Raw genomic sequence first — 13,065 nt, 5'->3', positions numbered from 1 at the left:
ATATTTTAGTGTACGGTGTTAAATGATTGTAATAAAAGCTAATGCTTTAAGCTGTTTTTTTAGGACTAACTGTTGTAATGTTGTTTCCGTCAGTTAGTTTCCAAAGTTTTGCGCCACCTTTAATTCCATCACGGTTGGTTACAACTTTAATATTGTCTTCCAATTTGAAATCGATTTGTTTCGAATTACCGCCACCAATATATAAAGTATCGTAGTTAAAAACAGTTTTATAAATTTCTATAACCTTTTTCAAACGTTTATTCCAACGTTCTGCTCCAATTTTTTCAAAAGCTTTATTGCCAATATAATCATCATAATCTTCTTCTTTGCTAATCGGAAAATGAGCCAGTTCCAGGTGCGGAAGTAATCCGCCATCGAAAAGCAAAGCTGTACCGAAACCAGTACCAACAGTGAATACAATTTCAAAGCCTTTACCTTCAACAACTCCTAAGCCTTGTTGATCTGCATCATTTACTAATCTTACAGGTTTGCCCAAAGCATCAGCAATGCGTTGAGCTAAATCTACATCAGCCCATTTATTTTTAGCAAGATTTGGCGCAGTTTTAACAATTCCGTTTTTTACATAACCTGGAAAACCAATTGAAATTCTATCATAAGTAGCAGGAATAGGTTTTACTAACTCTACAATTCCCGAAACAATATCCTTTGGTGTTGCACCATCGGGTGTTTTGCTCTTCATGTATTCTGATAGCATATTTCCGCTTTCATCTAAAAGAACTGTTTTTATACTTGTTCCGCCAATATCAATAGATAAAATATTGGTATTTGTAGCTTGTTTCTTTGTCGCCATAATTGTACTGTTTGTAGAATCCGAAGTTCTACAAATAATTTAAAACGACAAATATTAATTGATAAGAGTAGTAATATTGATGTAAATAATTAATGCTATTAAATCTATGTATTTGGTAGAATATATTTATGTTTGCAACGTTAATCTAAAAATGTGTTTTTATGAATGATGTAAACTATCTGGCTTTTGCGATACCTGCGTTTTTTCTTTTTGTTTATATAGAATACAAGTTGGCACAACAAAAGAACAAAGGTTCTGTATTTAAGTACGAAAGTTCGGTAGCTAATTTTAGCGTTGGTATTGCAGAGCGGTTGTTGAATTTATTTATTGCAGCAAGTTTTTATCAAGTTTACAATTGGATATACACGAGTTATGCACTTTTCGATATCCCAAATAAATGGTATGTGTGGTTGCTTTTACTTTTAGCTACCGATCTTGTTTGGTATTGGTACCATAGATTAGGACACGAAATTAATTTTTTATGGGCTGCTCACATTGTTCATCACCAAAGTGAGGAATTTAATTTATCAGCTGCTGCTAGAATTACAGCTATCCAGGCCGTATTTAGAAATGTGTTTTGGTGTGTTTTGCCATTAGTCGGTTTTCATCCAAATATGATTATTACAATTTTACTGGCCCATGGGGCGTACTCTTTTTTTACGCACACACAATTGATTGGTAAAATTAGCTGGCTCGAAAATGTTTTAATTACACCTTCTTTACATGGGATTCATCATGCATCTGATGAGAAATACCTGGATAAAAACTATGGCGACGTTTTTGTTTTTTGGGATAAGTTATTTGGAACTTTTCAAACAGAAGAAGAAGCACCAAAATACGGTTTAACCCATCCAATTAAAAGTTATAGCTTTTTGTGGCAACATTTTCATTATTACCTTGAAATTGGCGAGGCTTATAAAAGGGCAAACGGGTTTAAGGCAAAATGGAATGCCATTTTCGGCAGCCCCGCTTTAATGGATCAAAGTATTCGACCTATTTTAGAACGAAGATTTAGCCAACATAAAAAAAATAAATCTACCCCAATAAATTTTAAAGGTTATCTTAATGTTCAGCTTGTTTTAGTAGTTGCATTACTTTCTTTTTTAACACTTTACTTTAGTTCAATTAAGTTGATTAATCAGGTATCGATTTTGCTATTTATATTATTAACCTTAATTAATATTGGCGCATTACTCGAACAAAGAAAATGGATTTATTATTTAGAATACATTAGACTAATACTTGTGTCTGTTTGTGTTTTTAATTTTTTCGGCCACGTAGCCTTAAGTTTGTTCCCCGCGATAATTTTAATTCTATTAGAAAGAGTTTACGCAATAAGTAAATTATATAATAAATACGTTTTCAATCCTAACTAAATTAATACTTAGGTAATCTAAAAGCTAAACTAATTTAACTTTAGCATAATATTGCCGTGTTACTTTAGCGCACAAATGAAGGGTGCATATTTAGCTAAAAGTGATGAAGATTTAGTGGCTTTGTTAAAACAACAAGATGGGGCTGCGCTTGAAATGATTTTTAATCGTTATTACTCGCCTCTTTGTAAGTTTACATCTATTTACTTAAAAGATTATAATAAGGCTGAGGAGTTGATTGCAGACTTGTTTATTAAATTATGGGATAAACGCTTATCACTAGAAGTGAAGTCTATTAAAAAATATTTATTTGTATCCGCAAGAAATGCTGCATTAAATGAAATTCAGCGAGCAAAATTAACCACCTCAAGCTTAAGTGATCACGACGAAAGTTTGTTGCTTTTAGACGGACATTTAAATCCACACGAATTGCTAAGCAGTCGTGAATCTTACAAAGAGATTATCGATTTAATTCACAAATTACCTGAAAGGCAAAGAGAAGTTCTATTAATGAGTAGGGTTGATCTTCTGGAAAAAACAAATATCTCAGAAATTTTAGGTATTACGGTTAGAACAGTAGAAACTTTGCTTTATCAAGCAGTTAAAAATCTACGTACTCTTATTTCTAGTAGAGATAATCGATCGAAAATCTAAATTTCTTTTTTGTTTAGCCGTTAATATTTTCTTAATAATAACTTAACTTTTTGCGCTACGTAGAGATGTGGTGTAATACTGTCTTAGCATCAGAACAGTATTACTAAATGGAGCAACATTATTATACATTAATAGAAAACTACATTAATAAGGACATCAGCAATGAAGATCTTAACGATTTAATGACTTGGGTAGATATTAGCGATGAAAACCAACATACTTTTAGGGAAGTGCTAAAAACCTATGAAGCAGCTGATCATTTTTTTAAAAATACACAACAACAGCAAAAGAGCTGGACAACTATCCAGCAACATATTTCAAAAAATCAAAACGAAACCATTTTTCCCGAGAAAAAAACGATTAAGCTGTTTTGGCTTAAAATAGTTGCTGCAATAGTTATAATTTCTTCAATCTCTTTATTATATATCAATTTTCAAAAGCGTGATTTAAATGAAGAAATTGTTTACAACGAAATTTATAATCCTAAAGGCCAAAAACGATTGGTAACCATGCCAGATGGTTCAAATATTTACCTTAATGGCGATAGCAAAATTAAATACGCACAAAATTTCGATACAAAAAAGAGAATAGTTTATTTAGAAGGTGAGGCTTTTTTTGATGTTCAGCACCGCAAAAATCAACCGTTTATCGTTTATACAGGTAAAGTTAGCACCACAGTTCTGGGTACTTCATTTAATATAAATTCATACAAATCTTCTAAAAATTTATCGATTACCGTACAAACAGGTAAAGTTGGGGTAGTTGTTAAAAATGGGAAGGAAAAGCATGTTCAATTTTTATATCCTAATGAACAATTAAACATTTCTACTGATGATTTGGTGATGACCAAGAAAAATGTTGATGCGACTGAGATAGATTCCTGGAGAGTGTACAAAATGGTTTTTTATGATAAGCCACTTTCAGAAATAATTCAAATGATTGAAAGAGAATACGATGTAGATATTGTGCTTGAAAGAGCATCGCTAAAAGATATTAAGCTAACTGCAAAGTTTGATAAATCTTCGGTTAGGCAAATTCTTGATGTAGTTACTCAGTTATCGAACTCGAAATATAAAATTTATGAAAAAAAAGTAATCATTTATTAAAGAAACTTAAAAAAGTAGATATGAAGTAAAACTAACTAATTAAAAGGCTCGAAATGCTGGACACATTTCAAGCCTACAAAACCTGTTAAACTTATTTAAAAAGACAAAGTAAAACTTAGTAAAGATATGAAAAATAATACGCGGTGGATAAGGAATATCCATCAGTACTCCTTAAAACTTTTGGTCTTAATAGCCATAATAATATTGCAATTGCAAAATGTAAATGCACAAGCTGATAAGAAGATTCTGTTCGAAGCAAACGGAATAACTTTAATAAAAGCTTTCAACGAATTAGAAAAACTTAGCGGAAACACAATCAATTATAACAATACACAGCTTAACGATCAAAAAAAAGTATATGTGTCTAGGAGTTTGCGTACAGTTAACGAAGTTCTGACATTATTGTTAAAAGACTTGCCGTTTAGCTTTAAGGCCAGCGGTAATGGAAGCTTTTTAATTGTAGCGAAAAATACAGCAACGGGTATTTTAAGTGGTAAGGTTTTAGACGAGAACAATCAAACTTTACCTGCAGTTACAGTAAAAGTGCTGGAATTGAATAGAACTACGCAAACGGATAATGATGGTAATTTTTCATTAGTTGTTGCTCCAGGAATTTATACCGTTGAAGCGAGTTATATTGCTTATGAAAGATCGAAGGTTCAAAGTGTAAAAGTAAATAATGGTATAACAACTAAGTTGAATTTTCAACTTAAACCTCTAGATAATTCATTGAATGAAGTTGTTGTTACTGCTTTAGGTATAAAACGTGAAGAAAAGGCTTTAGGTTATGCAGTAACGCAGGTAGATAGTAGCGCTTTTACAAATGCAGTTGCCAGTAACTGGACAGATGCATTATCTGGTAAAGTAGCGGGATTAAATCTTGTTCGTAATGGTGGGCCTGCAGCTTCGAACAAAATTATATTACGTGGTGAGAATAATTTAACAGGCGATAATGAAGCCCTGATTGTAATTGATGGAGTTGTAGCAAGTAGTTCTGCACGTCGTACAGCTGCTTCATCTGGTGGTGTTTATGGTACTTCTGGTGATATTATGCCTCCCGATTTTGGTTCAGCCTTGAACGATTTAAATCCAGATGATATTGAGAACGTTACGGTACTAAAAGGCCCAGGTGCTGCTGCACTTTATGGTCAGCGTGGTGCAAACGGTGCCATTATTATTACGACAAAATCTGGAAGTAAAAACAGTAAAAAACTTAATATTACTTTTACTTCTAACAGTACTTGGGAACAAGTAAGTAGAAGTCCTGATATTCAAAATCAGTACGGACAAGGGCAATTCGGTGTTTCCTATTTTTCTTACGGTGCTACAGAAGATGGCGCAAGTACAAATGCAACCAGCGCAAGTTGGGGGGCACCTTTTAATCAAGGTACAAGCTTTTATCAATATGATCCGATAACCAAAACAAGAGGAACATCAAGAGCACCTTGGGTAGCTTATCAAAATCCTATTGATGCATTTTTTAAAACAGGTTTCGAATCATCAAACTCAGTTAGTTTAGATGGAACATATAAAAAAGTTGGAATGCGTTTTTCGGCTAGCCATGGAGATAATTCGTGGATTGTACCAAATACAGGCTTAGAACGTACTTCTGCATCTTTTTCGGCAAATGCCGAGGTAACTAAAAAATTAAATATAAATTTTAAAGCTGCGTATAATAACAGGCATAGCGATAATTTACCAGCTACAGGTTACGGAAATCAATCGTTAATGTATTGGTTTATGTTTGCACAACCCAACGTAAATACAGATTGGTATCGCGATTATTGGGCAGCAGGAAAAGAAGGCGTTCAGTTTGTAAACATTACAACTACAAACCCCGAAAGTCCTTATGCAATTTCTGAGCAGTATTTAAATAAGCAACGTAGAAACGGTGTTTTAAGTAACATACAGGCAAATTATAAATTTACGGATGAACTAAGTTTACTTGTTCGTGGTTCGATTGATTACAACCATGATATTCGTGAAACACAACGCCCATGGGATGCAGCGGGTAATAAATTTGCACAAGGTTCTTACCGAGTTCAAGATATTAACTCATACGAAGTTAATGCTGATTTCTTATTAAAATACTATAAAAAAATTACCGAATCTTTAAGAATGAATGCGAATGTTGGTGGTAGTCAAATGCGTAATCAATACAATAAATCAGAACTTCGTGCTGATGGTTTAGTTATTCCTGGCGATTATAGATTGACCAATAATGCCAGTCCTTTAGTTTCGGTACCAGATACAGCCCGTTACAGAATTAATAGCTTTTACGCAGCGATCTCATTCAGTTTTAAAAATTATTTGTATCTAGATTTAACAGGCCGTCAGGATTGGAGCAGTACATTGGCTACACCCTTTAGGACAGATAATGTTGGCTTTTTCTACCCTTCGGCAAGTGTATCTTTTATTCCATCGGATTTATGGAAAATGCCCGAACAAATTAGTTTCTTCAAATTAAGGGCTTCAATTTCTCAGGTTGGTAGTGGGGGTACAACACCTTATCGCACTGCATATAATTACAGTCTTGCTTCAAATGGTATTTATCCAGATAGCGCAATGACTAATCCGAATGTACTGCCAAATCCGAATTTAAAACCGCTTAAAACCACAACTATTGAAGTTGGTACAGAGTTGCGTTTATTTAAGAATCGTTTAAATTTTGATTTCGCAGCCTATATGGGAAATACGAAAAATCAAATTCTTAACCGTATTGTAGATCGAGCAACGGGTTATAATGTAGCTGTATTTAATGTGGGTAAAGTAGAGAATAAAGGTATCGAGCTAGCTGTTAACGGAACACCAATACAAGCTGGTAAGTTTAAATGGGAGCTTACAGGAACATTTAGCGCAAACCGAAATAAAATTACTGAACTGGCCGATAGTTCTGTTGTATTGAGAACAGGCGCCTTAGGTGGCGGACAAATTGTGGCTAATGTTGGCGGCAGCATGGGTGATCTGTATGGAAATGGCTATTTGCGTTCGCCTGATGGACAAATTGTTTATGATGCAACTACAGGTAATGCAAAAACGGGAACAGGTTTAGTTTATTTAGGTAACACAATGCCAAAATTCAGATTTAGTTTTGGCTCAACACTTACTTATGGTCGTTTCAGTGTAAATGGATTATTCGATGCGCAACTGGGAGCCGTAGCGCATTCGTTAACCTTTTCAAGAATGGCTGCTTTGGGCAAGCTTAATCTTACTTTGCCAGGACGATATAATGGCGTTATCGGTGATGGAGTAATTCAAAACATAAATGGTACTTATCGCCCTAATGATGTTGTCGCAACTAATCTAGAGAGCTTCTACACTTCACTTTATGGTTCAGACCAAGCGGAGGGAAGCGTTTTCAGAACAGATTATTTAAAGTTCAGAGAAGCGAATGTAACTTTTGCTTTCGGACCAGCATTTCTGAAAAGAATTGGCTTTACCAAATTAACTATCGGCGCTTATGGTCGTAATTTATTTATCTGGTCGCCTTGGCCAGCATTCGATCCTGAGTTTGGAACTTTATCAGGAACTGATATTGTTCAAGGTTTTGAAACTGGTCAATTGCCATCAACGAGAACTTATGGCGTGCGTTTAGTTGTGGGCTTATAAAAGAAATAATATGAAAACGATTAATAAAATAACCAATTATATATTATTAGGAATTGTTAGCTTATCTGCTTTCTCCTGTAAAAAAGATTTTAACGAGGTAAATACCGATCCAATCGGTAAATCATCAGTTAGCGCAAGCCAACTTTTAGCACCAGCTTTGGTAAATGTTTTATCTGCCAATATGGTGCGCAATCGTAACTTCAATAACGAGTTAATGCAGGTTACTGTAGATATAAGCGATGCTGAAGGTAAAGTGTTCAGGTACGATGTTAGACGTAACTGGGCAGATTATACCTGGAATATCTGGTATCCAGAATTAACCAATTTACGCGACATCTACACAATCGCCAGTAAGCCTGAATCTTTAAATTCATCTTATAAAGGCATATCATTAATTACCCAGGCCTGGGTTTTTCAGTTATTAACAGATGTTTATGGTGATGTTCCTTATTCGCAGGCTAACCAAGGGAAAGCAGGTAATTACGAACCTGTTTTTGACAAGCAAAAAGATATCTATCTGGATTTGTTTACAAAATTGGAAGAAGCAAATAAATTATTAACTGAAGGCACATCGATAGTGGCAAGCAGTGATCCTATTTACCAGGGCGATGTAAGTAAGTGGCGTAGATTGGGTAACTCTTTGTATTTGCGTTTGTTACTTCGTGTATCTAGCAAAGCTGATGTTAGTGCTCAGGTAATTGCTAAAATAAAAGAAATTGCTGATGGTAATAAGGCTAATTATCCTATTATGGAAAACAATAGCCATACCGCAAAAATATTATGGAACGGAACAAATAGTAGTACTTCTGTTTACTCATCTCCATTTATGATAAATGTTAGGGCTGTGGATTTTAGAACACCTGCAATAACAGATTTTTTTATTAGCAGTTTAGGTTTTTGGAAAGATCCACGTATAGATGGGGCATTTGGTGTAAATGGCGTTAATAGATTTGGTATTGCTGCAGGTCCTGGAGGATTAATTGGCGTTCCTAGCGGATATGATACGGGTACATCAGCAATAAAACAATCTTACTTTTATTCTGATGCAACTACCAACAATCCAACCACTTTGCAAACCGACCGTTATACGGGAATAGTTATGAATTGTGCTGAAGTAGATTTTATTTTAGCCGAAGCTGCAGCTAAAGGTTGGATAACAGGTACAGGAGAATCGTACTACAGAAAAGGTATTGCAGATGCAATCAACTATTGGTTGCCCACAATTTTTACCACAGCATCAGATCCAGCACTAGAGGCTTACATAAACAACGCTGATATTGGCTGGAATAACAATCTTCCTTTGGATAATTCTGCAAATAATTCGGTTAGTAAAATGCAGCTTATTCACTTGCAGAAATATTATGCCATGTTTTTAGTCGATTTTCAGCAATGGTTCGAATATCGTAGAACAGGTCACCCGTTTATTCCGAAAGGAACTGGACTGGCAAACGGTGGCAAAATGCCCGCAAGATTAAATTATCCATTAGTTACTCAATCAACCAATCCAACAAGTTATAAAAATGCAGTTGCTTCGCAAGGTGCAGATGATATTAACACACTTGTTTGGTGGCAAAAACCTTAATCATATCAAAAAAATAATATGAAAAAGATAATATTTTATATCGTTGCCATAGTTGTAATCTGTGGTACCTGGATGGGATGTAAACGTGATAGCGATTATATTGGCATTACAGTTAGTCCATATATTTCAAATTTCGATTTGCGTAAACTTTTTAAAGGATCTGATTTACTGCTAAGCGATGAAAACTTAGGTGGTGCAAATTTTATTAAGGGAATCGTTGTATCAAATCAAGCAGGGGGTAATATTCCAACAGGTTTACTTCTTGTACAAAATAGTCGTATTGCGGGTAATGGTATCGATTCGCTAAGAGGTATTGCTTTCAATGTAGGTACCGAGGCCGCAAAATATATTCCTGGTGATTCTGTTCATGTAAGAATTACAGGATCTACACTTAAAAGAGTTAATGGAACTTTACAAATTGAAGGTGTTACAGCAGCAGGTATCGAGAAAAAGGCGGCTGGACGATCAATAATTTTAAGAGCTGTAAATACAGGAATGTTAACGAGCAGACCAGGTTTTTATGAGAGCACGTTAATCACGATTAGTAAGGGTAAGATGTCTCCAGAACCTCTTTCGGGTGATACTTATTCTGGTAACAAAACAATAAATGATGGTTTTGGAACTGGAATTATTCATACAGAAGTTTCCTCTAGCTTTGCAAAGCAGGAGGCTACACCATTTGCAGATTACACAGGAGTTGTATTTCAAACGGCAACGGGTGTTCAGCTTTGGCCAAGAACAGCAACTGATATTTTTGCGTTGCCAGAGATTAAGCCATCCGCATTAATCATTACTGGTTATTTAACCGATCCAACAGGTTCTGATGCAAATAATGAATATATTCAGTTTAAAGCAACAAGAGATATCGATTTTGCTGCAACTCCTTTCTCTATTGTTACGAGTAATAATGCAGGTATTTTAGTTGCACCTGCAACAGGCTGGGCAATGGGTGGTGTAAGAACTTACAAGTTTACAATTAAGACTGGTACTGTTAAAAAAGGTCAGTTTTGCTACGTTGGCGGAAACAAAGTAATTTGGGGAAGTGGTTCAACAGATATCAGTTCTGGAGTTTGGATTGCGAGTAAACAATACTCTACTTTAGATGGTGATGATTTTGGAACTGCAACAGCAAATTTATTGGCTAACAGCGGTAACGTTGCTGGGGTAGCTGTGTTTGAAGGACTTACGGTAACGGGAAATTCCATTCCTTTAGATGTAATTATGTATGGTGGTAATGGTGCAATATATGCTGCTGGTCCGCCAGAGGCAGGCTATAGAATTACAAATACTGATAAATATAGTACTATTCAAAATAGAAAAACTGTAGCGTTTTATGGCGCAGGTACAAATACGAATAAATTCGGTTTCCCTACAACAAGTAATTTTACCATGTTAGGGGGTGTTTATAATGCTTCGACAGGTATTTGGAGTACAGGTAGAACAGCAACCAATATCGAATTAACAACCACATCGCCATTATCAATAATAGAGCAAACAACAGGTTTCACTACAATTACAAACTAATATATTAACTCAAACAAACCATCAATTAAACGATGGTTTGTTTATTTTAACTAAAAAACATCAAATGAACAGAAGATCATTTATACAGAAATCAAGTTTATTAACCTCTGCATTATTCATTAGTTTAAAATCATTTCCATCATCTTTATTTTCTGTTGATGGGTTGGTAAGTGGAGTCGTAACCAGCAAAGGAAAAGCAGTTGCAGGTGTAGTCATTTCTGATGGCTATAATGTTATTCAAACAGATAAAAATGGTAAGTACGAAATTAAACTACACGAGCTTGCCCGTTTTGTGTGGATTAGTACACCATCAGGATACGAATTTAAATCAGAAAGTAATATAGCACGTCATTATTATAAACCAGATACTGCTGGTAAATTAAATTTTGATCTTAAGCCATTAAAACAAAAAGACGATAAGCATAATTTTATCATTTGGGCTGATCCGCAAGTAAAAAATAAAAAGGATGTTGAGCAGATGATGGAAACTTCTGTGCCAGATACCATCAAAATCATTAAATCTATGGATCCGAAAATTCCAGTTCATGGCATTACGGTGGGAGATATTGTTTGGGATAATCATGAGCTATTTGTTGATTACAATGCAGCTGTAACTAAAATGGGGATTCCATTTTTTCAGGCATTAGGAAATCACGATATGGATTATAGAATGGGTGGCGATGAAACATCTGACAAAACTTTTCAAGAACATTATGGGCCAACTTATTATTCATTTAACAGGGGAAAAGCTCACTATGTGGTTTTAGATGATGTTCGTTACTTGGGTACAGAAAGAAATTACGATGGATATATCAGTCAGCAGCAATTAGATTGGTTGGCAAAAGATTTGAAATTTGTTTCGAAAGATGCTTTATTGATTATCAATCTGCATATTCCAGTTCATAATGCGGTAAAAAATAATGCCGATTTTTACGCTGTTTTACAGGGTTTTACCAATGTACACATTATGTCTGGCCATACGCATTACAACAGAAATGTAATTACCGATAACATTTTCGAGCATAATCATGGTGCGGTTTGTGGGGCATGGTGGACTGGCCCAATTTGCGAAGATGGGACACCAAGAGGTTATGGCGTTTACGAGGTGAACGGGACTGAATTAAAATGGTTTTATCAACCTACAGGTTTAGATAAAAAAGAGCAAATTCATATTTATGTAGATGATTTAACTAACCAAAAGCGTTTAATTGCCAATGTTTGGAACTGGGATCCAAAGTGGAAAGTAGAATATTTTCTTGATGGAAAATCAATGGGGCTTTTAGAACAGCAAAAAGGTTACGATCCCTTATCAGTAAGTTTATATAAGGGTGATACCTTGCCGAAAGGAAGAACGTTTCCTGAGCCAAGTAAAACCGATCATTTATTTGTAGCGCATTTTGAACCTTCAGTAAAAGTAGTTAAAGTGGTTGCAACAGATAGATTTGGCGAAAAATACGAGGCAAACTTTAAAGCTTAATATATCTAAAGAAAAGAAAATTATGAAAATTTCGAAATCCTTATTACTTATTGTTTTCGGGGCAATTACGGTACAGGTAAACGCACAAGAGGCAAAATTTCCTGCTTTTAGTGCCGAAGCACATCGTGGCGGCCGTGGTTTGTGGCCCGAAAATACAATTGTGGCTATGCAAAACGTATTGAAAATTGACGGCATTACAACACTGGAAATGGATACGCATATTACAAAGGATGGTAAAGTTGTGGTTACCCATGATGATTATTTAAGCCCTGGTTTTATGCGTACACCTGATGGGCAAGATATTCCCGACGCTGATGCGAAGAAATATCCAGTTTTTGGGATGAACTATAGCGATTTAAAGCAATACGATTTAGGCTCGAAAGCATTGGTTGGCTTTCCTGAACAACAAAAAATTAAATCGCAAATTCCTTTATTGGAAGATTTGATTGATGCGGTACAAAAGGACATCAAAACTAATAAAAGGAAGCAGGTTTTTTATAATATTGAAACAAAATGCAGTGTAGCTGGAGATGGAATTACAAACCCAGAACCTGCCGTTTTTGTGAAATTATTGATGGATGTTATTCAGAAAAAGGGAATTGCGCCTTATGTTGTTATTCAATCTTTCGATAAACGAACCATTCAGCTTATTCACGAAAAATATCCAAATGTTAGAACATCATTTTTGGTGGCTAATAAAAAAACTTACGAAGAAAATATTGCAGATTTAGGTTACAAACCATTTATTTTAAGTCCAGTTTGGCAAATGGTAAACGAAGATTTAGTTAAGAAAGCACACGCAGATGGAGTAAAAGTTATTCCTTGGACGGCCAACAAAGCTGAAGATATAGCTGCATTGAAAGCTCTAGGTGTTGATGGAATTATTTCAGATTATCCAAATATCTTGGTTCAATCCAAATAATTTAAGA

Annotated in this window: 9 protein-coding genes; 8 read left to right on the top strand and 1 reads right to left on the bottom strand. The window is 35.1% G+C overall.

Features of this window, described 5'->3' with window-relative positions:
* Nucleotides 1-46: 46 nt before the first annotated feature.
* Entirely contained in the window at nt 47-811 is a 765-nt protein-coding gene (locus ABD692_RS06785) for an ROK family protein (RefSeq protein WP_316760628.1), read from the bottom strand.
* A gap of 161 nt (nt 812-972) precedes the next feature.
* Here ABD692_RS06785 and ABD692_RS06780 point away from each other — a divergent pair, with 161 nt between their 5' ends.
* The 8 genes from ABD692_RS06780 (at nt 973) to ABD692_RS06745 (ending at nt 13,058) form a co-directional block, all read left to right on the top strand.
* The gene (locus tag ABD692_RS06780; RefSeq protein ID WP_344765951.1) at nt 973-2,187 is read left to right on the top strand and encodes a sterol desaturase family protein; all 1,215 of its coding nucleotides are present in this window, start codon (nt 973-975) and stop codon (nt 2,185-2,187) included.
* Nucleotides 2,188-2,262: 75 nt separating this feature from the next.
* Entirely contained in the window at nt 2,263-2,838 is a 576-nt protein-coding gene (locus tag ABD692_RS06775) for an RNA polymerase sigma factor (protein ID WP_344765950.1), read from the top strand.
* 107 nt (nt 2,839-2,945) lie between these two features.
* Nucleotides 2,946-3,944 carry a FecR family protein gene (locus ABD692_RS06770; protein WP_344765949.1) on the top strand — a complete coding sequence of 333 codons (999 nt, stop codon included), beginning with the start codon at nt 2,946-2,948 and terminating at the stop codon, nt 3,942-3,944.
* Nucleotides 3,945-4,070: 126 nt separating this feature from the next.
* Nucleotides 4,071-7,553 carry a SusC/RagA family TonB-linked outer membrane protein gene (locus ABD692_RS06765; RefSeq protein ID WP_344765948.1) on the top strand — a complete coding sequence of 1,161 codons (3,483 nt, stop codon included), beginning with the start codon at nt 4,071-4,073 and terminating at the stop codon, nt 7,551-7,553.
* 10 nt (nt 7,554-7,563) lie between these two features.
* On the top strand, nt 7,564-9,135 hold the full coding sequence (locus ABD692_RS06760; protein ID WP_344765947.1) for a SusD/RagB family nutrient-binding outer membrane lipoprotein: 1,572 nt from the start codon (nt 7,564-7,566) through the stop codon (nt 9,133-9,135).
* 18 nt (nt 9,136-9,153) lie between these two features.
* Complete coding sequence (locus ABD692_RS06755) at nt 9,154-10,659, top strand: DUF5689 domain-containing protein (protein ID WP_344765946.1); 1,506 nt, start codon at nt 9,154-9,156, stop codon at nt 10,657-10,659.
* A gap of 64 nt (nt 10,660-10,723) precedes the next feature.
* Nucleotides 10,724-12,136 carry a calcineurin-like phosphoesterase C-terminal domain-containing protein gene (locus tag ABD692_RS06750; RefSeq protein ID WP_344765945.1) on the top strand — a complete coding sequence of 471 codons (1,413 nt, stop codon included), beginning with the start codon at nt 10,724-10,726 and terminating at the stop codon, nt 12,134-12,136.
* Between the two features lie 22 nt (nt 12,137-12,158).
* On the top strand, nt 12,159-13,058 hold the full coding sequence (locus ABD692_RS06745; protein WP_344765944.1) for a glycerophosphodiester phosphodiesterase family protein: 900 nt from the start codon (nt 12,159-12,161) through the stop codon (nt 13,056-13,058).
* Nucleotides 13,059-13,065: the final 7 nt, after the last annotated feature.

This window comes from Pedobacter ginsengiterrae (assembly GCF_039537385.1).
Taxonomy (GTDB): Bacteria; Bacteroidota; Bacteroidia; order Sphingobacteriales; family Sphingobacteriaceae; genus Pedobacter; species Pedobacter ginsengiterrae.
Note: the sequence above shows the minus strand (reverse complement) of the source record. Positions and strands in the feature narration are given on the sequence as shown.

Coding starts and splice junctions, on each gene's coding strand:
- ABD692_RS06785 (WP_316760628.1), bottom strand. CDS start 811: ATGGCGACAAAGAAACAAGCTACAAATACCAATATTTTATCTATTGAT.
- ABD692_RS06780 (WP_344765951.1), top strand. CDS start 973: ATGAATGATGTAAACTATCTGGCTTTTGCGATACCTGCGTTTTTTCTT.
- ABD692_RS06775 (WP_344765950.1), top strand. CDS start 2,263: ATGAAGGGTGCATATTTAGCTAAAAGTGATGAAGATTTAGTGGCTTTG.
- ABD692_RS06770 (WP_344765949.1), top strand. CDS start 2,946: ATGGAGCAACATTATTATACATTAATAGAAAACTACATTAATAAGGAC.
- ABD692_RS06765 (WP_344765948.1), top strand. CDS start 4,071: ATGAAAAATAATACGCGGTGGATAAGGAATATCCATCAGTACTCCTTA.
- ABD692_RS06760 (WP_344765947.1), top strand. CDS start 7,564: ATGAAAACGATTAATAAAATAACCAATTATATATTATTAGGAATTGTT.
- ABD692_RS06755 (WP_344765946.1), top strand. CDS start 9,154: ATGAAAAAGATAATATTTTATATCGTTGCCATAGTTGTAATCTGTGGT.
- ABD692_RS06750 (WP_344765945.1), top strand. CDS start 10,724: ATGAACAGAAGATCATTTATACAGAAATCAAGTTTATTAACCTCTGCA.
- ABD692_RS06745 (WP_344765944.1), top strand. CDS start 12,159: ATGAAAATTTCGAAATCCTTATTACTTATTGTTTTCGGGGCAATTACG.